Origin of the sequence: Anabaena sp. UHCC 0187 (assembly GCF_009712035.1) — a bacterium.
Lineage (GTDB): Bacteria > Cyanobacteriota > Cyanobacteriia > Cyanobacteriales > Nostocaceae > Dolichospermum.
Genome location: NZ_VILB01000011.1, coordinates 536,113 through 561,734 on the forward strand (window position 1 = coordinate 536,113; position 25,622 = coordinate 561,734).

The window sequence follows — 25,622 nt, forward strand, 5'->3', positions numbered from 1 at the left end:
AGTATTTTACCAGTTAAGTAGATTTTTTAACAAAGAAAAGTTAAGAAATCTTTATGAACTGGAAAAATCTTAGTATACGGCAGTATTACCTGAAATCCCAAAATAGTTTGTAATTCTCGATACAGTAGTATTTTTTATAATTTGTATGAGAATGAATCTCATTATGGTAATATAATCACAATTAAGTTTTATTGTCAATTAGAAACGATGAATAGTCCCAAAGAAATCAAAACAGATAAAAAACCCAGAAATTTCTTACCTCTAATTACCTTAATAATTTTGTCAGCAGTTTATGGATGTAATAATCCTAACAGTGGTGAGGTTGTAAAAACAGAGCCAGTCCCAGCCCAAAAAATCCCAAAAACTAAGGTAGTTACAACATTTTTACCAGTTTATTTGTTTACTAAAGCGGTAGCTGGAGATGTAGCAGATGTAGAGATTTTAGTTAAGCCGGGTACTGAGGTACATGAATATCAAGGGACACCAGCTAATGTAAAAGCGATCGCTACAGCGAAGATATTAGTCAAAAATGGTTTAGGCTTAGAGGAGTTTTTGGCAGATACAATTAAAAATGCCGAGAATTCTCAATTAGTGGAAATTGATGCAAGTAAAGGTATTTCAGCTATTAATAAAATTTCCCCCATAGATAAAACAGCAGCAGCAGAACATGATCATGATCACCAATTTGGCAATCCCCATGTTTGGCTAGATCCAGTTTTAGCAAAACAGCAAATTATCAATATTCGAGATGGTTTAATTACCGCAGATCCAGAAAATAAAGTCAATTATCAAGCTAATGCCGCAGCATATATCCAGAAATTAGATAATTTAAATAATGAATTTCAACAAACTATTAAACAAACACCAAACTGCACCTTTATCACCTTTCATGATGCTTTTCCCTATCTTGCCAAACGTTATAACATTAAACAATTAGCAGTAGTAGAAATTCCTGAAAAGCAACTTTCCCCAACAGATGTCCAAAAAGTGGTGAATACAGTTAAAAAATACAAAGTTAAAGCCTTATTCAGCGAACCGGGTTTAGACAACAAATTACTGACAAGTATTTCCCAAGATTTGGGGTTAACTGTGCGGACTTTGGATTCTTTAGAAACGGGTGATACCAATCCAGAGTATTATTTTAAGGCAATGAAAGCTAATTTGGAGAGTTTATCCGCTGGGTGCAAGTGATGAGGGTTTAGCAGTGCTAAACCCCTACCTAAATCAAATCAGATTGCTATATATCACTATAAATTATTGGCATCTCAAATCCTAAATTCCATGAATGACGAACAAGCAGAAATTACATTACCAATATTAAAAGTTTCCGGGTTAACAGTTTACCAAAATACCTATTTAGCTGTACGAGATGTTTCCTTTGAGTTGTTAGCAGGAACAGATACAGCTATAGTTGGTCCGAATGGGGCTGGGAAAAGTACCTTAGTCAGAGCTATTTTAGATTTAATTCCCCGAAGTGCGGGGACAATTGAAGTTTTTGGTCGCCCAATTTCCAGACTAGCAAGTTTGCGTAACCAGTTGGGTTATATGCCACAAAACTTTATTTTTGATCGCAGTTTTCCAATTTCAGTTAGTGAATTGGTAGCTTTAGGAATAGGGAATAGAAAAAATTCATTTTTCTCGAAATTTTGGCAACAAAAACGGGAAACATCAGCAGCAGTCACCGCAGCTTTACACCGTACTGATGCTTATCGCTTGCGAAATCAGGCTATTGGGACTCTTAGTGGTGGTCAACTCAAACGGGTATTATTAGCTTATTGTTTGGTAACACCACGAAAATTGTTAGTATTGGATGAAGCTTTTGCTGGAGTAGATGTCCAAGGAACAACGGATTTTTATGCTTTGTTAAATGAATTAAAACGAGAAGAGAATTGGACAGTATTACAAGTTTCCCATGATATTGATATGGTAAGCCGTCATTGCGATCGCGTCATCTGTCTGAATCAAACTCTTGTTTGTTCTGGTAAACCGGAAATAGCCCTTTCTCCACAAAATCTTCTGGCTACTTATGGTCCTGGTTTTAGTCGCTATGAACATCATCATTAGGGAACAGGGACTGGGGACTGGGGATTGGGGACTGGGTAGTTTCTTCTTTCCTTCTTTCCCCTCCTGATTCCTGACTCCTGACTCCTGACTCCTGACTCCTGACTCCTCTTCCTATGACCATTAACTATGATGACTTGGTGAATTTATTGCAATTTCCCTTTATGCAGCGTGCCATTATGGGTGCTGTATTAATGGGCATACTGGGGGGTTTACTGGGCAGTTTTGTGACTTTACGGCAGTTATCTTTTTTTAGTCATGCGGTTGGTCATGCAGCCTTGGTAGGTGTGGCTTTAGGCGTGTTACTCAACACCAATCCTACTTGGATGTTACTGCCTTTTACGTTAATTTTTGGGGTTGTTGTTCTTTACCTAATTGATAAAACTGATTTGGCTAGTGATAGCGTTCTCAGTATAGTGCTATCTGGGGCTTTAGCTATTGGGGTAATTCTTACCAGTTTTATTAAGGGATATCGCGGTAACTTAATGGGCGTGTTGTTTGGCGATATTTTAGCGATAGATAACACAGATTTAATTTTGACGCTGTTGGTACTTGTGGGTAGTAGCGTTTTTCTATTATCAACTCTGCCACAACAGATTTTATTAACTCTTAATCCTGATGTTGCTCAAGTACAAGGTGTGCCTGTGCAATTATATCGTTATGGATTCGTTGTTTTGCTTTCTCTCGCTGTAGCTGTAGCGATTAAAGCCGTTGGTGTTTTGTTGGTAAATGCGTTTTTAGTGATTCCCGCAGCCACAGCTAAACTTATGAGTCACCATTTTAGCCGCTTTCTGATTCTATCGGTGGTTGTCGGCTGTAGCAGTAGTATCGCAGGAATGATGGTTTCTGGGTTATTTAACCTGGCTTCTGGTCCAAGTATTGTTTTTGTGCAGTTTCTCGTATTTGTGGCTGTATTTAGCTGGGTAAAATTGACAATGAAGGTTAGCTAAATTTTTTTTGGATAACCCCTTGACTTATCTTTTTTCCTATGCTAAATTCAATATTGGTGGTGAAGAAAAAGCCCCCTGCCGGGATAGCTCAGTTGGTAGAGCAGAGGACTGAAAATCCTCGTGTCACGAGTTCAAGTCTCGTTCCTGGCATTTTATTAAGATAACTGAAACCCTTGGTAATCAAGGTATTTAGATAACTCCTACTGAAATTGAGTAAATTTCTAGTGGGAGTTTTTGCATTTTTGGGCTTGATTTTGACTATGAATTTTAATTACCTTCAATGAGGTAGTTGTAGAAGGTAAAGCTACTGTTTTCTACTCAAACGCTTTTTCAGGTTCTAGATTATTCTAACTTCCCTGATTTAATTCTGAATCCCGCTGTAACTTTAAAAAAGTGCGCCCTGCTGGAATCGAACCAGCCTGAAGACGAATTATGAGTTCGTTGCCTCCCCAATCGGCCAAAGGCGCCTATTTACTCGAATTTTAACCTTGTGGTTTAGCTTTAGTCATTGATTTATGACTTCACTTTAACCACAGTACACCATTGTACCATAATTTGGCAACCTATAAACAATTATCAAGAACAATTCCAGATTTTTATTTATATCCAAGCTGTCAGATGGTGAATCTTGCTAGGATAGACAAGGCCAAATTCAAAAATCCCTAGTAGCATATAAAGTAACTAAATCTAATACTCCTTCCCTGGCGTAATAATTTCTCACCGATGAAAATAAATACTACTGTACTACTAACTTTAATTTTGTTAACCCTGATGTTGGGTGCAGGTTCTGCAAGTGGTTTTTTGGGCTTTACCTTCGGGAGTATGGCGCTTAAGGGTGTCACTACACCGGATGGTCGTCCTGTGACTAAATTTAACAGCAGCAAAACTAATAATCCCCAGCTAGGAAGCGAAGCTTTTCTGAAAGAGGAAGATATTCTCAAATCAGTTAAATCACGAATTAACGATAAAAACAAAGGCAATAAACCAGACAAATCAGAAGATGAAGAAGAGATTAAAGCTACCAAGCCGCAGCCCAAGGAAAAACCCCAAGAAGTAGCAGAAGAAGCATCCCAACCCGGATTTCCGATCTCTGCTGAAAGTGAAGGCGTAACCATGTCTGTAAAATCTGTGCGCTATTCTGGTGGTGATTTATTGCTAAGAGTGAATATGCAGAATAAAGGTGGTGATTCTGTGCGGTTTCTCTATAGCTTTTTAGATATTACCGACGATAAAGGTAGAACTTTGAGTGCAATTACAGAAGGCTTACCCGCAGAACTGCCCGCCAAAGGTGCAGAGTTTAAAGGTACAATCAGCATTCCTACAGCTTTACTTGATGACGTAAAACAGATATCTCTATCTTTAACTGATTATCCTGCTCAAAAACTCAAGTTACAATTGTCTGATATTCCTGTAGAGAAAGGTAATTAACATTCAATTTTGGACTTCGGCTTCCCTGCGGTGCATAATTTTAGATTGTATTTTTTATACCTCAGTCTAAAACTTAAATTCTTTTTCCCCCAGTGTCAAATTCTACACTATCTTAGACAGTGAGTGCTTTTTCTACCTTAAGTTGGACAGATGTGGGGCTGCGATTATGTAGCGTGCTAGTGCTGATTGCTATCAATGCCTTTTTTGTAACGGCAGAATTTGCCATGGTGACAGTGCGGCGCACACGGATTCAACAATTAGTGCAAGCTGGTGACATCCGAGCGATCGCTGTCGAGACATTACAACGCAGTCTTGATAGACTATTATCTACAGCCCAATTAGGTATTACCCTTTCTAGTCTGGCACTGGGTTGGATTGGCGAAAGTACAATTGCTGTATTGGTAGAAAAATGGCTCGATTCCTGGCCGTTACCCTTCAAAATTAATTACCTCCTAACTCATTCTTTATCAGTCCCCATTGCCTTTTTTGCCATTGCTTATCTACAAATAGTTTTAGGTGAATTGTGTCCTAAATCTGTGGCAATGTTGTATTCAGAACATCTAGCTAGGCTTTTAGGTCCATCGGTTAAATCCATAGTCCGTTTTTTCAGTCCTTTTATCTGGGTTCTTAACCAATCAACTCATTGGCTATTACGATTATTTGGCATTGAATACACTGGTCAAAGTTGGCGACCTCCAGTGACACCGGAAGAATTACAATTAATTATCTCTACAGAACGAGAATCTACGGGTTTAGAAAATGCCGAACGGGAACTGCTCAATAATGTCTTTGAATTTGGGGATATTACCGCCGAAGATATTATGATTCCCCGCACTAGCATTATTGCTTTACCCATAACCGCCAGCTTTCACACATTACTTCAGGAAATCACATCGACTGGTCACTCTCGCTATCCTATCATTGGCGAATCTTTAGACGACATTCGCGGTATAGTTTATTTTCAAGATTTAGCACAACCCTTAGCTTTAGGAAAAATCACCCCAGAGACACAAATTCAACCGTGGATGCGTCCCCCCCGATTTGTGCCAGAACAAACTCTTTTAAGTGAACTTTTGCCAATGATGCAGCAAGAGAAACCCGCTATGGTGATGGTAGTTAATGAATTTGGCGGCACTGTGGGACTGGTAACTATTCAAGATATTATTGCCGAAATTATTGGTCATGCTGGGGAACTTGACGGTATCAATGATTTGCTCATTCAAATGGTAGACCAACAGACGTTTCTCGTTCAAGCTCAAATTAACTTAGAAGAAGTTAACCAAATCTTACATCTCAATTTACCTTTAATTAGAGAATATCAGACTTTGGGCGGCTTTCTCCTCTATCAATGCCAGAAAATGCCTAATAAGGGCGAAATCTTCCATTATGACAATCTTGAATTTACTGTCATCTCAGTTATCGGTCCCCGTCTTCACCAAATCCAAATTAAAATGTTAAATTCTTAGGATATGGTAATTGGTCTAAAAAGGCGATAAAAGTGAAAATTTTGGCAAAAATTTAAAAAAAATTTCTTTTTTTTAGGTTTGAATCGGTTGACTTTTTCCGCCAAGGGTGATATTCTTATAATGGGAATGCGTGCCTAAATAATAATTTTGCTCATGTTCCATTATAATAGTATATTCATATTACCACGCCCAACAGCAAATGAACCCTGATCAAACAAAATTTTTTTCAAAATCGAACAAAAATCGCTGTAATACTTACCAAATAAGGGTTTCAGCTTCCTTCATTCCTTTGGTAATGGGCGCAGTTCTTTAATTGTTTGTCCCAGCATAAGGAACAGCATCTTCTAAACCCAACTCGGCAAAAGCGGCTAACCTTAATTGGCAAGAATCACAGACACCACAGGCAATATCACCACCAGCATAGCAAGACCAAGTGAGATCCCAAGGAACTCCCAATTGGTTGCCCAGTTGGATAATTTCGGTTTTTTTCAAATTAATAAGTGGTGCAATAATTTCAATTGGTTGTCCTTCACGTCCTTGTTTTGTTCCCAAGCGGAAAACATCCTGCATGGCTTGGATATAATCAGGACGACAATCTGGGTAGCCAGAATAATCTAGAGCATTAACACCAATATATACTTTTTGGGCAGCGATCGCTTCTGCATAACCCAAAGCGAAACTTAAAAAGATGGTATTTCGGGCAGGAACATAGGTGATAGGAATATTATGCGCCATGTCATCGAGCGATCGCCCTTCAGGTAAATCAATTTTGTTATCCGTAAGTGCTGAACCACCCCATTGTCGTAAATCAAAATTAACTACTTGATGTTGAATTACTCCAGCCGCCTTGGCAACCATTAAAGCGGAATTTAATTCTTTGCGATGTCGTTGTTGATAATCAAAAGAAATAGCGTAACATTCACAGCCATCAGCCTTTGCTTGGTAAAGAACAGTCGAGGAATCTAAGCCACCAGATAAGAGAATTACAGCTTTCATATGGGAATGGGAAAGGGAAGATCAAGAAATAGGGACATTAAAGGGCAATTTTACCAATTACCTATTTCTTCACAAATTGCCGCCAAAAGATGGGAAAATCAACAAAATACCACAAATAAAAATTAAATATGTACAAAAAGACTCTCACAAATGAGAATATTAATTGTATAAATCGTCCAAAACATTATACTCTGAGTATTAACTATTTGATGACTTGTAATTTTACTTATAGAAAAGGTGATTAATTGACCACTATAAAAACCGGGTATTTATTGGATTTAGTTAATTCCCTCAATACGTACCTGATAATTTCTATTAAGGAGTTATGAAATTTACAAAGTCAACAAAAAAAACACATAATTTTTCTCCTAGATGAATAAAACAGGATAATTAACAACTGTTGACTGAAAAGATAACCAGATGGCGGGAACTGAACCCAAACTTTGAAATTCTTCATAAAGATAATCACTATGTTACCATCTGGATGGTTTAAGACAAATCAAACCTGGCGTTTAAGTATAAAGGCCAACGACCGTAGCGTCTCTAAATTTGGTGGTTGAGGAGAGAACAATAGTGCAAGATAGCATATCAGTGTCAGAACCAAATCTATATTCACAGCGCAATCAGTCACACCATATCCGCATAGGCGTGATTGGGGTTGGCAACATGGGACAACATCATACCCGCGTGCTGAGTTCCATGAAAGATGTGGAACTAGTCGGTGTTTCCGATATTAACGTCGAACGTGGTTTAGAAACTGCCAGCAAATACAAAGCCCGTTTTTTTGAAGATTACTGCGACTTACTACCCCACGTAGACGCAATTTGTGTGGCTGTACCTACACGGCTCCACTATGCTGTGGGTATCAACTGTTTGTTAGCAGGAATCCATGTTTTAATTGAAAAACCGATAGCAGCTAGTATTTCTGAGGCAGAATCTCTAGTTAACGCTGCGGCAGAATCTCAGTGTATTTTGCAAGTTGGTCACATTGAGCGATTCAATCCCGCATTTAGGGAACTTAGTCAAGTCCTCAAAACCGAGGAAGTTTTGGCTTTAGAATCTCACCGCATGAGTCCTTATTCAGCGCGGGCGAATGATGTTTCCGTAGTGCTGGATTTAATGATCCATGACATTGATTTACTACTAGAATTAGCTGCCTCACCAGTGGTGAAATTGACTGCCAGTGGGACTCGTTCCTTAGACTCAGGTTATTTAGATTATGTGACAGCGACATTGGGCTTTGCCAATGGTGTTGTTGCTACTCTGACGGCCAGCAAAGTTACTCACCGCAAAATTCGCCGCATAGTTGCCCATTGTAAAAATTCCTTTACAGAAGCAGATTTTCTCAATAATGAGATTTTAGTACATCGGCAAACCGCCATCAATCCTCATCTTGACAACCAAAAAGTCTTATATAGACAAGATGGTTTAATCGAAAAGGTTTATACCAGTAATGTTCAACCTCTCAGTGCAGAGTTAGAGCATTTTGTCAACTGTGTGCGTGGTGGTAATCAGCCTTCTGTGGGTGGGGAACAAGCTCTTAAAGCTTTGCGCTTGGCTAGTTTAATTGAGCAGATGGCTTTAGAAGAAAGGGTTTGGAACCCATTAGAGTGGTCTTCGGAATCGAGAGTCCAATCTTTGACATCAACTATTTAGCTAACACTGGCAGTGGGGGGAATTAATGATTGTTTCTCCCACTATTACAAGTGGAGACTGGGAATTTATCCGCAACTCCTCTGGAAGTCATTTTAGGAGTGAAAGTAGGACTGCTTGCTATAGTGTTTATTTGTCGGCAACTCAAGTAAAAGCGTAAAAACACCAAATCAGGAATAAAACCTTGACACCTGCCTAAAACTGCCATCATAAATGCTAAATCATAAAAAATTGACCATCGCCCATTATCAATTTTGACGTATTTCTAGTTACACTTAACCCAGTCTAAAATTTTTTGTAGCTCACCTTTTTGTAAGATGAGCGTGATAACTTTTTACAGAGGAGCTTTCAATGACAGACCAACCCTCCGCAGCTACGCCAATGAATGCCGCTGCGATTCCCATGAACCGAGTTCCAGCAGCATCCACACCTATGAATGCTGGATCTGCAAAGCCAGCCAATGTTTCCGGTAAAACTATTCTCAGTGTGGATTTAGGTAGAACCTCCACAAAGACCTGTGTGAGCCGTGAACCTGGTAATGTGGCTTTCATTTCTTCTAATGTGAAGCGAATGTCAATTGAGCAAGTTCGCGGTGGTGTATTTGAAGCTAAGGCAACTGACCCACTAATGGATTTGTGGCTGGAATACCAAGGTACTGGCTATGCTGTTGGGCAATTAGCCGCCGATTTTGGCGCAAGTCTTGGTGTTGGCCAATCTAAAGTAGAGGATGCACTGATCAAAGTGTTATCATCTGCCGGGTACTTTAAACTTAAAGATGAAATTGCGGTTGTCCTCGGTCTACCTTTCTTATCTTTGGAACAATTTGAAAAAGAAAAGGCACAGTTAACTAGCTTGGTAACTGGACCTCATGTAGTGAATTTTCGAGGTGAATCTTTATCTTTGAACATTACTAAAGTCTGGGTAATGCCTGAAGGATATGGTAGTTTGCTGTGGTCAGAAACTCAACCGAATAAAGCAACAGCAGTTCCCGATTTTACAAAAATATCTGTGGGGATTGTTGATATTGGCCACCAAACCATTGATATGCTCATGGTGGATAATTTCCGCTTTGCCAGAGCCGCTTCTAAAAGTGAAGACTTTGGGATGAGCAAGTTTTATGAAATGGTAGCTGCGGAAATAGGCGGCGCTGATAGTCAATCTTTAGCATTAATTTCTGCGGTTAATAAGCCTAAAGGCGATCGCTTTTACCGTCCCAAAGGTGCTAGTAAGCCTACTAATTTGGATGATTTTCTCCCCAATTTGACAGAGCAGTTTTCACGGGAAATCTGCTCTCGTGTGTTAGCGTGGTTGCCAGAGCGGGTAACTGATGTGATTATTACAGGTGGTGGTGGAGAGTTTTTCTGGGAAGATATACAACGTCTGCTCAAGGAAGCTCAAATCAACGCTTATTTAGCTGCACCTTCTCGGCAGGCCAATGCTTTGGGGCAGTATATTTATGGAGAAGCGCAATTATCTGCTGCTAGTCGCTCTGCTAGGTCATAAAACTGATGTTCCAATGGTCAAAAAAGGTAGTTAAATCCGTTACGTTCAATCCAGACATTGCTGATGAAAGCTTGTTAGCGCAGGTGGAAAACTACTTAGAGGCACAGCCAGATAAAACTTTTAGCGACCTATGTAAAGAGGCTCTCTGGAAAGTTTTATGTGTCCCAGAATCTGTACAACCAGCTTCTAATACAGCAAGTATAACTACGGTTGAACAAAAAATTGGTGAGATGCAACGTCAAATGGCAGGTTTTGAGGAACGCTTTTTTATGAGGGAGTCCCATCGTTTGGAGGCTATGGAAAGTCAAATGTTGCAACTTACTCAACAAGTCGCAAAGTTGGCAGTCATCCTGAATCAGCAACCACTTACTTATATTCCTCCTGATAGCGTTAGCGTGGCCCAAGGCATACCAGAACATAAATCTGAACCTCAAGAATTAGACCCTGTAATTAGTCGTATTGGTCAATTTCTTGATGATTTCTAAGAAAAGACCGGGTTTTTACTTTGAGAAAAACTCTTAACTAAACTACCGTAAGTCCCACCACTAAGCTATTTCAGCATTATTGGTGGGATATTTCGTGTAAAAATTAAAAATTAGCAAAAATCCCTACTACATCACGGCGTAAATATAGCAACCATTTTAAATCGCCAAAAATCCCACTGTATATTACTTTTGACTTCCACCCTGCGGTACTACCCTCTATCTAAAGTTTTTGGATTTTCCATAAATAGCTAGATAGCAAATTGGTCACGATATGAGCAACTATTGGTAATAACAAGTTGCCACTTAATAGGGCGCTATAACCTAAAATAATACCAATTATAGTTGCCCAAATTACATAAGGCCATTGTTCGGAACCGCTAAGGTGTAAAACTCCAAAACAAAGACTTGATACTATCACAGCGGTATGATCTCCACCTAAAGCGGGTAGCATTACACCTCGAAATAATAATTCTTCACTTAAACCGGGGAGTAATCCTAACCAAATTAAGTCCGGTAAAGCTAGAGGTTTGAGAACCATTTCTAGATAAGAATCTGCACTTTTACGATAAGGAGGAAAAAGGCGATAAGCTAAACCACTTAACATGGTAATGATTATGCCTAAACTAATTCCTAATAATAAGTCTTGTTCGCGCCAATGCCACTTAAAGAGAATAATGTTACCCCAGCGCAACCATAACTTGGCAACTATCCAGAGAATAATCGCAGTTACACCCATTGCTACTAAAACTTGGGTACGTGATAGGTAAGGAATTTCTGGTTCTTGATTTTGTTGTTCAACCACGGGAATTTAGATAAATAATGGTAATTGATGATTGGTAATTGGTAATTGGTAATTGGTAATTAGTGATTGTTAATTCCCCTGTTTCCTATACATTTCTAATTAGCAACTTCCGTTATTACCAATTACTAGTGACTAATGAGCCAAGATTAATACCTGCTTTATCAGCGACTAATAGGCCGACTGCTTCCAAGTATGAGTTTACCTGTAAGGTTGGAATTCTTAACATGGGAGCAGAAACTTGGATTAAGGTTTTATTTTCTGCAACTGTAATTATTTGACATTGTTTTTGGCTTAAGCTCAATAAAGCACTGCTTCCACAAGCAGTGGCAGGAATAATTACAGCATCAACTTGATTCGCCCAAATATCAGTTGATAAAGAATTTTGAACTTCTGTATTCATGATAAATTGCGGGGCGTTACTTAACCCAACTAAAACACAAGGTAAGAATGTGTAACCTATTTCTTCAGCCGCTGCACGGGGTGATAAATTGGGGGCTGGGGGGGCAGCAGCAAGGGCGGGAGCATGGGCGCAGGGAATTTTAAAAGTTCTAACTAATAAATGGCTAATGACAGCTTCTGCACCTGCTAGAGGGTCTACTCCTTCACCTTGGCGATAGTTTTGAACTGCGATTTCGTCCATGTCGTCGGGGAACCGGGTAACAACTGCGATCGCTTCGGCTTTTTCTTCTATAATTAATTTCTCAGCAGCCCGTAATAAACTATCAGGATTCCCTATTGTTCCCCAACTTGTCCCTGATGGAGAAGTTCGTAATTCTACGTTTAAAGGTGCATCAGTAATAACATGATTTGTAATATTTAATCCTAGGGTGGCTTTGGCTGCGTCGGCTACCTGCAAGTGTCGCAGCATTAATTCTGGTTCGATACCCTGGTCTAAAAGTAAACCTACTCTATTACTACGAACGGGACGTAAACCCCATTCTCCAGCCGCAAATTTATCTAAACCATAACCTTCAACATAGAAAGTGTTGGGAATGTTCCAGTATAAACTTGCGCCGTTCATGACATTGGGATGAGTAATCAAGCGATCGCATACCTGTGATATAACTCTAGCTACTGGTAACGCATCACCAGCATAACCGCCAATGGCTGCCCCAATGCCTGTGGGTATAATTAAAATTACGGTATATGGTTTGTACATAGTTAATAATCAGTGCTAATTTGTAGCAAAATTTAGGAGTTTACCTAAACCCAATAAATCAGAACAAATTAGTTTAAAATGAAATTACAGTTAATAGATTTTAGTTGAAAAAATGTGCGATCGCTTGGTATGATTATAGGCGATCGCTACCTATTAATTATTAAATTAATTAGTGAACATTTTGACTTGTAACTACAGCTTCCACTGTTGCGGTTTGTTGTTCTTCGTCAATAGCGGTAATAGCCCAACGCAGAGGTTCACCTTGTTTTTGCAATTCCGCTGTAATGGCTTTTTCTAACTCGGTTGGGGTTTCTTGTAATTCGATTTCGGCTGTAATAAAGTGAGTTGTCATGATCCTAAATCCTTTGTATTTGTGATTTTGAGAATACAGCAATTTTTGGGACATTGGTAATTATCAATTATTACCTAGGCTTTACCAAATTGCGCTTGATAAACGATGTCTTCTTTTTCTGTTTCAATTTTTAAATCAGAAAGAGGTTTAGCAACACAAAGTAGTGCATAGCCTTGTTTTTGCAATTCTGGACTTACACCCATACCATCTGCTTGTTCTACAGTTCCTTCCGTAACCAAAGCCGCACAAGTTGTGCAAACACCAGCGCCGCAAGAAGTCGGTAAGTCTAAACCAATAGCTGAAGCGGCTGTGAGGATAACTTCATTTTCGGGAACTTGCAGAGTATATTTTGTACCTTGGTGGTTAATTTCTACGGTGTAAGTTTTGGACATATTATATAGCAGCAACTTTTGACAACGGACAAATATCTTATTCTACCTGATAATATATAGTAATCTTGTCTGATTTGCGAAAGTTTATCTTTTTTAATGTTGCTAACTTTTTAGAGGATACTGTGCCATTAACTAATTAATTTATATCCGTATATATGGATAATATATTATAATTAATTAGTAGCTATTGTATCAAAATAGATTAATTGACAGATGAGGCTTTTGTCTAAATCAGGATGTCCAGGATTAAAGGATTTACAGGATAGAATGTAGAATGATTTTGATAATCTCAATTCAGAAAATTATGAACATAATATCATTCAACAATGGGTAATTGGTAAATAACATCCTGTACATCCTCAAATCCTGGAAATCCTGATTCAGACAAATAAATTAACTAACAGCTTTTTGTTGCTGATATATTTGTTTAAATAAAGCTTGCTGTTTTTGATGATCAACAATTGGTTTGGGATAATTAACACGATGACATTCTAAAGGGGGAATTTTCCCAGTTACCAAATATTCTGTATCTATAGAACGCAATTCTGACACCCATTGACGAATATATTCTGCTTCTGCATCAAATTTTTGAGTTTGACTCGCTGGGTTAAAAATGCGTAATGGTTGGGGGTCCATACCACTAGAAGCACTCCATTGCCAACCTCCATTATTAGCAGATAAATCACCATCAATGAGTTTCTGCATGAAATATTTTTCTCCCCATTGAGGATTAATAATTAAATCTTTAGTCAAAAAACTCGCCACTATCATTCTACATCTATTGTGCATCCAGCCGGTTTCATTTAATTGCCGCATAGCCGCATCAACTATTGGATAACCTGTTTTTCCCTCACACCAAGCTTGAAAATATGTTTCATTATTTCGCCAAGGGAAGGTTTTAAAAGTATCTCTATATGCACCAGTAGCTAAGGCTGGAAAATGGTACATAGCGTGTTGATAAAATTCCCGCCATGCTAATTCTTTTTGCCATGTTTGGATACTGGCATTTACTTCTTCACTATTACTATTGGCTAATGCTTCTATAGTAGCTTCCCAAATAGTTCTCATCCCAATGACACCAAACTTCAAAGCCGCACTTAATTGAGATGTACCATCAATTGCGGGAAAATTCCGCTGTTCTTGATATTCATTAATAGCAGATTTTGCAAAATTATCTAATCGTGCTTGTGCTGCCAATTCTCCGGGAGAAATTATTAATTCTGTATCCCAAATAAAACCTAAATCTTCAGCAGAAGGTAAATTAATTGTTCCCGCTTGTTGAGAAATTTCTTGTTCTTTAGCTGTTAAACCTTCAATATTTGCTAAAGTTTTAACGGGTTTAGCTTTAGATTTAGTAATCCAATTTTTCCAGAAAGGAGTATAAACAGTATAGGGAGTTTTTGCACCGCTAAAAATTTCCGTTGGAGAGTGCAATAATTGATCCCAATTGTGAGTAAGAAACTCAATTCCTTGAACTTTCAAAGCATCAATTACTGCTAAATCTCGTATTTGGGAATAAGGTTCAACATCCCAATTCCAAAATACAGCTTTAGCTTTTAATGCTGCTGCTAACTTAGGGATTGCGATGATAGGATCATTTTGTAAAATCAATAATTGACTACCCGCTTGCCGATATCTTTCTTGAAGTGCTTGCAAACAGCCAAGCATATATTTTACCCTAGCAGGAGCAATATCATCACTTTCGAGAATCTGGGGATCTAAACAAAACACACCCACAATCTTCGCACTTTTTTCTCTAGCCGCAGCCAGTCCCGTATGATCAGAAATGCGTAAATCCCGACGATGCCAAAACAAAATTAGATCAGACATCTATTTTTCTTTACCTCTGCGCCCTCTGCGCCTCTGCGGTTAGTTAAAAAGAATAATGCTGGTAAATCAAATAGAAATCCTGTAAATTTTATTCAATTATACCAAACTTGCACAACCCGACCAGTAACTTCCTGCCCAAACCAAGGAGTATTATAAGAAAGCGTCTGGAGATTTGCTTTATTTACATTCCAGACTTGCTGAGGATCAAATAATGTTAATTCAGCTTTTTCACCAGGTTGAATGGCTGTAACCTCTTGTTGTAAACAAGCCGCAGGTTGATGACTCAAAACGCGCCATAATTCTAAAGCTGTAAATTCCCCAGTGGCTACGAGATTGTGCCAAAGTAGGGGTAATGCTAATTCTAAACCAATTGCTCCCGGTGGGGACTCGGAAAAGGCTTGAACTTTTTCCTCATAAGTATAAGGTGCGTGATCAATAGCGATCGCATCTATTACCCCAGTTCTTACCGCTTCCCGCAAGCATAACATATCGTGATGATTTCCCAAAGGCGGATCTAAATGCAAAGATGTGTGATAACTTCTAACAGATGTTGTATCGAGTAAAACGTGCATCCAGGTTGTACTAGCAGTAATGGGGACACCTTGAGCTTTGGCTTGAGCGATTAATTCTACACTGCGAGCCGTGGAAACACGCATAATATGGACTGGTGTACCAATATCCGCGACTAATTCTAATAAAGCTGCTATCGCTGTTGTTTCCGCACTAGCTGGGATGGGGGGTAAACCTATTCGCAAGGCTTCTGCACCTTCCCGCATTGTCCCACTGGCTGCTAAATGGCGATCGCATGGCCAAAAAGCCACCGATTTGCCAAAGGGTTGCAGATACTCCAAAACCCGTCTGACTATCCCTAAATTTTCCCAAGGTTTAGCATCAGTAAAACCCACAACCCCCGCTGTAACTAAATCTGCTACTTCTGTTAACTGTTTACCTGCTAAATCTAAAGTAATTGCCCCCCAGATGTGGAGATGAGGACAAGGTTTTTCCCGATCTCTGTGTTGCTGTAGCTGTGCCACCAAAGCAGGTTGATCAATCACTGGTAATGTATCTGGTAAAACACCAATTCTAGTAAAACCACCAGCAGCGGCAGCTTGTAAGAAAGAACTGAGGGTTTCTCGTTCTTCAAAACCAGGTTCGCCGGAATGACTATATAAATCAACTAATCCAGCCCCAAGAACTAAGCCTTGACAATCACGAATAGAAGTATCAGCACTAAAATCTGTAATTTGTGGGGCGATAGATTGGATATAACCGTCAATAATTAATACATCAGCTACAGTGTCAGTTTTCTGGACAGGATCAATTACTCTTACTTGTTTTAATAGTTCTTTAGTCATGGGGAATATTACTTATCAATGCTCTAGCCGTTGTCTATTTTACAGTTTGAATATACAAATTGGCGATTTAATACTAGAGCGGGCTAGAAACCCACCCCACAATCAATATATTACTCTTGTGGAGTAGGCAGCTTTAGACTAAACGCTTATGTCGAAGTCATGTCCGCCCATTTCATATTTAATTGTGTCTACCTGACTAAACAGAATTTTCTGGAATGGAGTAGACATCTCCGATAAGTAGTTTATTCTTGCAAATTACAACGCCCCAGCCGCAGTTTTATCCAGAACACTATTACTTAAATGTCCAGTAATATTCATGGCTTGCAGCACTGGATAACCTTGACTACCATTGGGATAATCAATCACACTCACAGCCCCATTACCTTGACGGAAGTTCCAGAAATTCTCGTTAGATAAACCGAGAATATTACACAATAAGGTTTTATTAGTGGCATCATGGGCGACTACTAAGCCTAGTTGTAATTGCTGCGCTTCGGCATTTTTAACTATGGTATGCCAATCAGCAACACTACGTTCTCTTACCTGTGTTAAATTTTCCCCTTCTGGCATTTGCACTTGAGCCGGTATTGTGCGCCAATTTTCTAATTCTCCAGGAAATTCTTGCTCAATTTCTGATTCAAATTTGCCTTCCCAAAGTCCATGACTAATTTCTCTTAAACCAGCAAATAGTTCTAACTTCAAACTAGCATGATATTTTAAGATAATTTCCGCTGTTTCCTTGGGACGGGACATGGTACTGCTAACAGCAAAGTCAATATTTACGTCTTTGAGAAATTCGGCGGCTTTTCCGGCTTGGTTTCTGCCATTATCATTGAGGGGAATATCAATTTGTCCTTGAAATTTGCCTTGACGATTCCATTCTGTTTCGCCATGACGGACTAATAATAATCTTACGCCTTTGTGACCAGGACGCAGAGAAGGGAAAGTTTCCCCCAAATGTTGGGTTTGATTCATGGATTCTAACTGCACTGGTTCACCCAAACCACCGGCAAAATTTAAGATACTAATGCCACAGTTAGATTGTTGTAAACAATGGTAGCGACTGGGAGAAATTCCCAAAGCTGTGCTAATTAAGGCGCGATTGATGCCATTATGACCCACAATCAGGATAGTTTCTCCTTGATGTTGGGGGAGAACCTCTTGCCAAAACTGTTTGGCTTGAGCGTATAAAGCCAGTACAGGGAAATGTTCTCTAGTCCCGGAATCTTCCTTGATTAGCATCCGCAATTCGTGGGGACGTTCTTTCCAAGTGCGGTAGTCTTCTGTTAACTGTTCTTGAACTTCACTGGTTGTCATTCCTACCCACAGGGGTAAATCAACTTCTACCAACTGTTCATCAATTTGAATCACAGGAGATTGTGCAGCTAATTGATTGCGGATAATTTCCGCTGTAGATTTTGCTCGCTGGAGGGGACTACTATAAATAGCTTGAAAGGAAATACTACTGAGGGCTTTACCTGCTTGACTGGCATCATTTTCACCTTTTGCGGTTAATGATGAGGCATCTGTACGCCCTTGAATACGTTTTTCTATATTGTAGGTACTTTGACCATGACGCACGATGATCACACGGGTCATTTTTTGTCTTCCTCTATTTAAAGCCCTAATTCTACTGCAAAATGTCCTATCTAGGTAATTGCTAATTTTTTTCGTTTTCTCGCTCCCATAGCAATCAATACTTTTCGGTTAAGCTCAAACAATAGAATTACGTAGGTTGTTGGGCTGTCGCTTAACCCAAAATTATAGCCCCCTCTTCGCTTGCGGGGAGGGGGTTGGGGGTGGGGTTTTTGTATCTTACTCAACCGATCAGGCGGAATTTAATATTTTCCTGTAAACACCCGTTCAGCAGGGCCTGTCATGTAAATCCGGTTGTCAATTTCTGACCATTCAATTTCTAGGGGTCCACCGGGTAGTTCAATAGTAGCAGTGCGATCGCATTTATCATTCAATACTCCCGCTACCAAGGACGCACAAGCACCGGTTCCACAAGCGAGGGTAATTCCTGCCCCCCGTTCCCAAACGCGCATTTTCAAATAGTTACGATTGACTATTTCAATAAATTCGGTGTTAGTTTTTTTAGGAAATACGGGATGACTTTCAAATTGGGGGCCAATGCTTTCTAAATTAATCGCCGCAACATCTTCGACAAAGGTGATACAGTGGGGATTTCCCATACTCACACAGGTAACATCCCAAGTTTTCCCAGCTACTTCTAAGGGTTGATTAATAACTTGAAACTCACTAGGTGCTAGGGTAGTGGGAATTTCCCCTGCTAGTAACCGAGGTTCACCCATATCTACTTTGACTTGACCCTCATCTGTGAGTTGGGGTGTAATCACACCTGCTAAGGTATGAATACGATATTTATCTTGGGTGCGGGCAATGCCTTCTAATTCTGTCAAAAATACGGCTAAACAGCGAATTCCATTGCCACACATTTCCGGTTCTGAACCATCGGAGTTAAAAATCCGCATGGTGTAATCAGTGCCATTTTGTCCAGGAAGTGCGAAAATAACACCATCTGCTCCGATACCAAAATGGCGATCGCACCACTGTACCGCTTTCTCTGGTGTCAATACTGGTGTCAATGAGGAACGGTTATCAATGAGAATAAAATCATTACCGAGTCCGTGATACTTAGTAAATTCGATTGCCATTTTGCCTTGTTGAAATAATTTATCAAAGAAACTTACATTAATCCTATTCAAAAACTGCGGAATTAGTCATTTTTTAAGAGCAATCACAAATCACCAAGTACCAATCACTCAAATATGGCAAGTAATCAATTTGATACATCACTACCTAGCACCCGTCAAGTGCAAAAGTGGATTAAAGACAAAATCACAGTCGAATTTCGGTTAATGACTGGTGATTTAATCACAGGTCGGATATTTTGGCAAGACCACAATTGCATATGTGTTTTCGATGGCAACAATGAGCAAATTATGGTTTGGAAGCAAGCGATCGCCTATATAAAAGCACAAACTGATATAGTAAGCGAAAGAGGGTTAATTCCACAAAATGCTAATGTTGAAGTTGCGGCTGTAGAGACTTAGAGGAAGTGCTTCAAAAATCCTGGTAGAGATGTTTGATAGAATGTCTCTACTCTGCCTCTATTTCGTTGGCAATAGTGATTTTTCCCTCGGCAAATTGGACTAATGCTGTGAGTTCTTCCTCTGATCCTACCACTAATAAGCGATCGCCTAAAAGAAATGTAGTTTGACTATTAGGATAATCAATTTCTTCCCCATCAGCCCGACGAATAGCCATTAAACTTACCCCAGTTAAATAACGCATATTGACTTCTTCTAAACTCATGCCAATAAAAGGTGAATCTGATGGTAAATCATACCAACGACGATTTAGATCACGGGTAACTTTTTGTAAATATTGAGAAACTTCATCAGCGGAACGTTCAGGGCGTAAATCCAAATAATGATCTTGGCGAATTTGCTGCATTTTTTGTTGGACAACTTCTGGTAACAAACCCACACCAATTAAGAGATGAGTTGCCATTTCTAAACTAGCTTCAAATTCTGGTTGGACGACTTCCTTTGCACCTAATTGATAAAGCACTTCAATATTTTTATCTTGGGTGGCACGGACAACCGTATCTAATTCTGGACATACTTCCAAAGCCCGTTTTAAACATAGCCGAATACTGGCAGGATCTGGAAGAGAGATCGCCATACCTTGAGCCTGATTTACACCCGCAGTTTCTAAGACATGAAGACTGACAGCATTACCATAAACATAGGGGATTCCTGCTTCTCGCAATTGCTGAATGCGACTTTCTGATTGGTCAATCACTACCACAGGCAATTGATATTGCTGGAACAACTTCACCAAATTCTTACCAAGCCGTCCATAACCACAAACAACTATATGATTTTTCCGGGGTAAATCTTCCGAAAAATCGCGGGCTTGATCATCTACCAAGTAGGGTTTCAGCCAAGGCATAGATTCAGCAAAATCGAATAAAAATGGCACTAACCGCAAGACAAAAGGAGTCAGCATCAAAGTCACAGCGGTAGTTCCTAAAATTAGTAAATATATCCGCCGAGAAACCAAACCCAAAGCTTGCCCTTCACTAGCCAGAACAAAAGAAAATTCTCCTATTTGTGCTAGTCCCAACCCAACAATTAAAGCTGTTTTTAAAGGATAGCGGAATAACTTGACTAAAGGAGTAATAATTAAAAACTTACCCACAAAAACTAAAGCCACTAATCCGAGAATTAATTCCAGATTTTGCCACAAAAATACTGGATCAATTAACATCCCAATAGCCGCAAAAAATAAACTAGCAAATATATCTCGTAATGGTTCAACAATAGTCAAAGTTTCATCAGCATATTCCACCTCAGAAATCATTAAACCGGCGACAAATGCCCCCATTTCAATAGATAGTCCTAAATATTCTGTGAGCAGGGCAATTCCTAAACAGATAGTGACTATACCTAATAAAAATAATTCCTTGCTTTCCGTGCTGGCTAATAATCTCAGTAAAGGGGGAATTAACCAAATCCCCGCCACAACCGCACCAGCGGCGAATAAGCCGATTTTAATCAATGCCATGACCACAGCGATGCCAATGGCTTCTCCTGGTTGATGGAGGGCAGGTAATACAGCTAACATTAATCCTAATGCCAAGTCCTGGACTACCAAAATTCCCAGCATTACCTGTCCGTGGGGTGTTTCCGTCTCATTGCGTTCCATCAGGCATTTGAGAACCACAGCCGTAGAAGACAAAGACAAAATCGCACCCAAAAATACACCTTTAGCGGGTAAAGCACCCCAAACACCTGTAACGGCACATATCAAGACAGTGATAAGAATAGTGAGGGTAATTTGTAAACCACCACCTCCCAAAGCAATGGCCTTCACCTTTTTGAGTTCCGTTAAAGAAAACTCCACACCCAAAGCAAACAATAAAAACGCCACCCCAAACTGAGCCAAGGTTTCCACCTGGACAAGTTCCTTAATTAATCCCAGTCCAGTGGGACCGACAACCATCCCACCGATGATATATCCCAACAAAACAGGTTGCTTTAACAACGCAGCCAGTAACCCACCGCAAGCAGCGACAGCAAACACCGAAACCAAATCAACAATTAACCGAAAATCTTCTTGCACCAGTTTTAATTAAGAACTATAAAGAACCATATAGATTCAGCATACAAAGTTTTATCTATTTGCGGGGAGGGCTGGGATACAAGAAGAAAAAATTTGGACCGACCACCAAAAAGTGATCAAGTCCCCGCACTTCTTCCTTTGCGCCTTTGCGCCTTTGCGTGAGAAAAAAATTTAATTCATGTACCCAAAAATCACCCTAAAACCCGATAACCAATATCTCGGCGATAATACATCTGATCAAATTGAATATGTTTGATACCTGCATAAGCTTGGGCGATCGCTTCCTGGAAATCCGCACCTAATCCCGTCACATTTAGCACCCTACCGCCATCTGTAACAATTTCCTGGGCTGCATTTAACTTTGTCCCGGCATGAAACACCGTCGCTCCGGCTGTCTGGGCGGCGGCAAAACCAGTAATTACCTTACCCTTGGCATACTCTCCCGGATAACCACCAGAAGCAGCCACCACTGTCGCCGCAGCCCCCTGTTTCCAAGCAATCGGCGGCATATCTGCTAACCGCTGTTCTACACAAGCCAAGATCAAATCTTCCAAAGGAGTTTCTAGCATTGGTAAAATCACTTGGGTTTCGGGATCACCAAAGCGACAGTTAAATTCTAAAACCCGAAAATCACCATCTGGCGAAATCATTAACCCCGCATACAAAATGCCTCGGTAGTCAATGCCCCTAGCCCGTAAAGCTGTGATAGTTCTTTCTAATACCTCAGTTTGTACCCGTGCCATTAACTGCGGTGTGGCTATTGGTGCAGGAGCATAAGCACCCATGCCTCCAGTATTGTCTCCAGCATCACCTTCACCGACGCGCTTATGATCTTGAGCAGGTAATAAGGGGCGAATGGTTAAACCATCGGTTAGAGCTAAAACAGATACTTCTTGTCCGACTAAACACTCTTCGATAACAACCGAACTACCCGCAGATCCAAATTGTCCTTGAAAAATCGCTTCAATTGCTTCTTCAGCTTGGGCAATGGTTTCGGCGACTGTGACACCTTTCCCAGCAGCTAAACCATCGGCTTTAATGACAATTGGCACTCCCTCAGCTTGAATGTAGGCTTTTGCTGGTGATGCTTCCGTAAATACCGCAGCTTTGGCGGTGGGAACTCCTGCTTCTGCCATTAAAGCTTTAGCCCATGCTTTACTTGCTTCTATTTGCGCCCCTTCTTTATTTGGACCAAATACCATTAAGCCTTGATTTTGCAAATAATCGGTAATTCCCTCAGCCAAAGGCACTTCTGGACCGACTACTACAAGAGAAATATTATTAGCTGCTGCATATTGGCTAATACCAGCAAAATCATCCACTGCTAAAGGCAAGTTTTGACAACCCTGCATACTTGCAGTACCGCCATTACCTGGTACACATACCACTTGCTCAATTTGATCAGATTGTAGCAATTTCCACGCTAGGGCGTGTTCCCGTCCACCATTACCGATAACTAAAACTTTCACTTATTTCCTCACACTTAATCAAGCAAAACGAGAATATATGATACCATCTTGAATTGTGAAAGCTAGAAAGGTATTGTCATGATTAAATTTAATAATTTACTATTGTCCTGACTACTTATACCGCAACCTCTTTAACTTCTTTGTCGCCTCTTCAAGAATCAGATATTTGTTGTAGTAAAGGAGCAAGTTCCTTATTCAACCAACCAGTTCTGACAAATTCTGCATAGGCATCTGCTTCAATTGCCAGTAGTTCTGTGTGCAGTTGTTCAGACATAAATTTAACTAAATCTGGGTATTCGTCCTGCAATTGCTCTATTTCTGCTTGCAAGCGATCAATTTCTCCCCGAATTAGTGTTTCTTGGTAACGGTAAAACTCTGGATCAATCCCAGGACGTTTTTCAGGTTGTTGTAAATGTTGTAGTACCCGATTTAGTGCCACTTGACGAGCCACGGTTTCCGAATACTGCTGACGGAGGGGTTGGTTGCCCAATAGTTTTAACTTGTCTAGCAACGGCTTGACCGTTAAACCCTGGACTAGAAGTGTAAATAACACTACTCCAAACACCGTAGCAATAATTTCATCTTGTCCCGGCAGAATCGCGGGTACACTTAAGGCCAGGGCAATGGAAACCGAACCGCGCAGTCCACCCCACCAAAGAACAGTTTGCTCCCCTATAGGGATTTCCGATTTAACCAACCAGTTACTTAAACCACCTAAAAGATAAATAGCGATCGCTCGTGTTAATATCATCGCGGCCACTGTCACCGCAATTGTTCCCAAATTGGCTTGTAAAGTCTCAAACCGAATCTGGTCACCAATCAGCAGGAAGACAATGGAATTGACAAAGAAAGCCAAAAACTCCCAAAACTCGCTGACAATAATCCGCGTCCGGGGATTCATCCCAATGCGAGAGCCAAAGTTACCTAAAATTAAGCCTGTAGTCACAACTCCAATTACCCCAGAACCCCCTAAATCTTCAGTAATAATATAAGTCCCATAGGCAGCAACCAAGGTTAACGACTGTTCCACCAATGGCAAATCAAAGCGTTGTGTCAGGTAGGAAATCCCAAACCCAATCAGACCACCGACAGCCATCCCAATCCCAACCACAGCAAATAATTGAATCAAAATTGGTTGCAGTCCTAATTGGCTAGTTCCTAAAGGTAATGTCACCAAAAAGCCAAAGGCAACAACTGCCATACCGTCATTAAACAGACTTTCACCTTCCATTAGAGTAGTCAAACGCTTGGGTACACCCAATTCTCTAAATAAAGCAGTTACAGATACAGGATCAGTGGCAGAAAGACTGGCCCCAATTAAAAGTGCCGTCGTCATAGACAATCCAGTCAATTCATGCAAACCCAGTGCTATACCTGCAATGGAAATTACGACTCCAAACACGGCATAAAGGCAAATCGGCACTAAATCCCGTTTTAACTCCGTCCATTTCAAATTCCAAGCGGCTTCAAATAGGAGAGGTGGTAAAAAAATCGAAAGAATTAACTCTGGAGAAAGATTGACTAGTCGTACGTCTACTGTTGCTAGTCCTAAACCCACAATTACTAGCAGTAAGGTATAGGGAATTTGATGAAACCAAGCAAAGATTTGTGGTAGTGTGGCTACACTTAAAGATACAGAAAGTACCAAAAGGAAGGATTTTAAATTGGTTTCAATAACTGCATTACCCACCGCAGATTCTAGTGACATAATATTTTTTGGATGAATGGTGATTGCGAACTTGCACAAAAAATCATTAGTGCCTCCCAGAAATATTTGCAGTCAAATTTTATGCCGAAAATCATAGATAAACAATATATTAATGATGAATATCTAGAAGAATTAAGATTCTTCCGTACTTGTTATCCCATCAGGCTTTTGGTGATAAAGTTTATATCAATAGGGATGGGTAAAAAATCAGTAGTAGCAAAATTTAACAACATGAGTGGTAAATTCATTGTTTTTGAAGGGGTGGAAGGTTGTGGTAAAACTACCCAGATGCAATTGTGTTCTCAGTGGCTAGAAAGTTTAAATATATCCGTGGTGCTGACTCGTGAACCGGGGGGAACAGAGTTAGGAAAGGATTTGCGGGCATTATTATTGGAGAAGTCACCAAATAGGCCGATAGGGGAAGTTACGGAACTATTATTGTACGCTGCGGATAGGGCGCAACATATTGAAGAGGAATTAAAACCGAATTTAGCTACAGGGAAATTTATTTTGTGCGATCGCTATATTGATTCTACTATTGCTTATCAAGGTTATGGTAGGGGTTTAAATATGAGTATAATTAATCAACTCAATCAAATTGCTACGGGTGGTTTAGCCAGTGATTTAACGATTTGGTTAGATGTGGATGTGGAAGTAGGGCTATCGCGCAAACGTGGACAAGCTAAACTAGACAGAATTGAACAGGAAACAATTGCTTTTCATCGGCGGGTACAGCAGGGATATACGGAGTTAGCTGCATCCAATCCATCCCGAATTCTGCGGATAGATGGTAGTGGTAGTCAAGATTTTGTGCAACAAAGTATACAGGAAATTTTACAGCAACGCCTGTTTTCATAAT

At 40.0% G+C, this 25,622-nt stretch carries 22 protein-coding genes and 2 tRNA genes; 11 read left to right on the plus strand and 13 right to left on the minus strand.

Features of this window, described 5'->3' with window-relative positions; translation table 11 throughout:
- Nucleotides 1-207 precede the first annotated feature (207 nt).
- From FJR11_RS11565 to FJR11_RS11580, 4 genes are all read left to right on the plus strand, one after another.
- Nucleotides 208-1,191, plus strand: coding sequence for a metal ABC transporter solute-binding protein, Zn/Mn family (locus FJR11_RS11565; RefSeq protein WP_168503814.1), 984 nt, complete (start codon nt 208-210; stop codon nt 1,189-1,191).
- Between the two features lie 90 nt (nt 1,192-1,281).
- On the plus strand, nt 1,282-2,064 hold the full coding sequence (locus FJR11_RS11570; protein ID WP_174763007.1) for a metal ABC transporter ATP-binding protein: 783 nt from the start codon (nt 1,282-1,284) through the stop codon (nt 2,062-2,064).
- Between the two features lie 113 nt (nt 2,065-2,177).
- The gene (locus FJR11_RS11575; RefSeq protein ID WP_168503815.1) at nt 2,178-3,011 is read left to right on the plus strand and encodes a metal ABC transporter permease; all 834 of its coding nucleotides are present in this window, start codon (nt 2,178-2,180) and stop codon (nt 3,009-3,011) included.
- A gap of 77 nt (nt 3,012-3,088) precedes the next feature.
- Nucleotides 3,089-3,161, plus strand: a tRNA-Phe gene (locus FJR11_RS11580).
- A 244-nt stretch (nt 3,162-3,405) separates the two neighbouring features.
- Here FJR11_RS11580 and FJR11_RS11585 read toward each other — a convergent pair.
- Nucleotides 3,406-3,478: transfer RNA gene (locus tag FJR11_RS11585), tRNA-Ile, on the minus strand.
- 256 nt (nt 3,479-3,734) lie between these two features.
- Between FJR11_RS11585 and FJR11_RS11590 the strand changes: the two genes are divergently transcribed.
- Complete coding sequence (locus FJR11_RS11590) at nt 3,735-4,439, plus strand: hypothetical protein (protein ID WP_168503816.1); 705 nt, start codon at nt 3,735-3,737, stop codon at nt 4,437-4,439.
- Between the two features lie 119 nt (nt 4,440-4,558).
- Nucleotides 4,559-5,905 (plus strand): hemolysin family protein, encoded by a 1,347-nt coding sequence (locus FJR11_RS11595; protein WP_168503817.1) that lies wholly within the window; start codon nt 4,559-4,561, stop codon nt 5,903-5,905.
- A 309-nt stretch (nt 5,906-6,214) separates the two neighbouring features.
- On the opposite strand, the gene queC is transcribed toward FJR11_RS11595, so the two are convergent.
- The gene (gene queC / locus FJR11_RS11600) at nt 6,215-6,901 is read right to left on the minus strand and encodes a 7-cyano-7-deazaguanine synthase QueC (protein ID WP_168503818.1); all 687 of its coding nucleotides are present in this window, start codon (nt 6,899-6,901) and stop codon (nt 6,215-6,217) included.
- 573 nt (nt 6,902-7,474) lie between these two features.
- Here queC and FJR11_RS11605 point away from each other — a divergent pair.
- The 3 genes from FJR11_RS11605 (at nt 7,475) to FJR11_RS11615 (ending at nt 10,542) form a co-directional block, all read left to right on the plus strand.
- On the plus strand, nt 7,475-8,557 hold the full coding sequence (locus FJR11_RS11605; RefSeq protein WP_168503819.1) for a Gfo/Idh/MocA family protein: 1,083 nt from the start codon (nt 7,475-7,477) through the stop codon (nt 8,555-8,557).
- Between the two features lie 348 nt (nt 8,558-8,905).
- Complete coding sequence (locus tag FJR11_RS11610; RefSeq protein WP_168503820.1) at nt 8,906-10,057, plus strand: ParM/StbA family protein; 1,152 nt, start codon at nt 8,906-8,908, stop codon at nt 10,055-10,057.
- Between the two features lie 5 nt (nt 10,058-10,062).
- Nucleotides 10,063-10,542 (plus strand): plasmid segregation centromere-binding protein ParR, encoded by a 480-nt coding sequence (locus tag FJR11_RS11615; protein WP_168503821.1) that lies wholly within the window; start codon nt 10,063-10,065, stop codon nt 10,540-10,542.
- A 220-nt stretch (nt 10,543-10,762) separates the two neighbouring features.
- On the opposite strand, the gene FJR11_RS11620 is transcribed toward FJR11_RS11615, so the two are convergent.
- The 8 genes from FJR11_RS11620 to dapF all read right to left on the minus strand — a co-directional run bounded on the left by FJR11_RS11620 (nt 10,763) and on the right by dapF (nt 19,110).
- Nucleotides 10,763-11,344, minus strand: coding sequence for a CPBP family intramembrane glutamic endopeptidase (locus tag FJR11_RS11620; RefSeq protein ID WP_168503822.1), 582 nt, complete (start codon nt 11,342-11,344; stop codon nt 10,763-10,765).
- A 115-nt stretch (nt 11,345-11,459) separates the two neighbouring features.
- Nucleotides 11,460-12,503, minus strand: coding sequence for a DUF3326 domain-containing protein (locus tag FJR11_RS11625; RefSeq protein WP_168503823.1), 1,044 nt, complete (start codon nt 12,501-12,503; stop codon nt 11,460-11,462).
- A 169-nt stretch (nt 12,504-12,672) separates the two neighbouring features.
- Nucleotides 12,673-12,855, minus strand: coding sequence for a hypothetical protein (locus FJR11_RS11630; RefSeq protein ID WP_168503824.1), 183 nt, complete (start codon nt 12,853-12,855; stop codon nt 12,673-12,675).
- 74 nt (nt 12,856-12,929) lie between these two features.
- On the minus strand, nt 12,930-13,247 hold the full coding sequence (locus tag FJR11_RS11635) for a 2Fe-2S iron-sulfur cluster-binding protein (protein WP_168503825.1): 318 nt from the start codon (nt 13,245-13,247) through the stop codon (nt 12,930-12,932).
- A gap of 393 nt (nt 13,248-13,640) precedes the next feature.
- Nucleotides 13,641-15,077 carry an FAD-binding domain-containing protein gene (locus FJR11_RS11640; RefSeq protein ID WP_168503826.1) on the minus strand — a complete coding sequence of 479 codons (1,437 nt, stop codon included), beginning with the start codon at nt 15,075-15,077 and terminating at the stop codon, nt 13,641-13,643.
- Between the two features lie 92 nt (nt 15,078-15,169).
- Nucleotides 15,170-16,432: a dihydroorotase gene (locus FJR11_RS11645; RefSeq protein WP_168503827.1), complete on the minus strand. Its 1,263-nt coding sequence runs from the start codon at nt 16,430-16,432 to the stop codon at nt 15,170-15,172.
- A 255-nt stretch (nt 16,433-16,687) separates the two neighbouring features.
- Nucleotides 16,688-18,031 carry a histidine phosphatase family protein gene (locus FJR11_RS11650; RefSeq protein WP_168503828.1) on the minus strand — a complete coding sequence of 448 codons (1,344 nt, stop codon included), beginning with the start codon at nt 18,029-18,031 and terminating at the stop codon, nt 16,688-16,690.
- 239 nt (nt 18,032-18,270) lie between these two features.
- Complete coding sequence (gene dapF, locus FJR11_RS11655; RefSeq protein ID WP_168503829.1) at nt 18,271-19,110, minus strand: diaminopimelate epimerase; 840 nt, start codon at nt 19,108-19,110, stop codon at nt 18,271-18,273.
- A gap of 114 nt (nt 19,111-19,224) precedes the next feature.
- Between dapF and FJR11_RS11660 the strand changes: the two genes are divergently transcribed.
- Nucleotides 19,225-19,509: an RNA chaperone Hfq gene (locus tag FJR11_RS11660; RefSeq protein ID WP_168503830.1), complete on the plus strand. Its 285-nt coding sequence runs from the start codon at nt 19,225-19,227 to the stop codon at nt 19,507-19,509.
- Between the two features lie 46 nt (nt 19,510-19,555).
- Here the strand turns inward: FJR11_RS11660 and FJR11_RS11665 are convergent, their stop codons facing one another.
- The 3 genes from FJR11_RS11665 to FJR11_RS11675 form a co-directional block, all read right to left on the minus strand.
- A complete protein-coding gene (locus FJR11_RS11665; RefSeq protein WP_168503831.1) occupies nt 19,556-21,586 on the minus strand; it encodes a cation:proton antiporter in 2,031 nt (676 codons plus the stop codon).
- A 191-nt stretch (nt 21,587-21,777) separates the two neighbouring features.
- The gene (purD, locus tag FJR11_RS11670) at nt 21,778-23,055 is read right to left on the minus strand and encodes a phosphoribosylamine--glycine ligase (protein ID WP_168503832.1); all 1,278 of its coding nucleotides are present in this window, start codon (nt 23,053-23,055) and stop codon (nt 21,778-21,780) included.
- Between the two features lie 151 nt (nt 23,056-23,206).
- Nucleotides 23,207-24,763 (minus strand): Na+/H+ antiporter, encoded by a 1,557-nt coding sequence (locus FJR11_RS11675; protein WP_168503833.1) that lies wholly within the window; start codon nt 24,761-24,763, stop codon nt 23,207-23,209.
- Between the two features lie 231 nt (nt 24,764-24,994).
- Here FJR11_RS11675 and tmk point away from each other — a divergent pair, with 231 nt between their 5' ends.
- Nucleotides 24,995-25,621: a dTMP kinase gene (tmk, locus tag FJR11_RS11680; protein ID WP_168504208.1), complete on the plus strand. Its 627-nt coding sequence runs from the start codon at nt 24,995-24,997 to the stop codon at nt 25,619-25,621.
- Nucleotide 25,622: the final 1 nt, after the last annotated feature.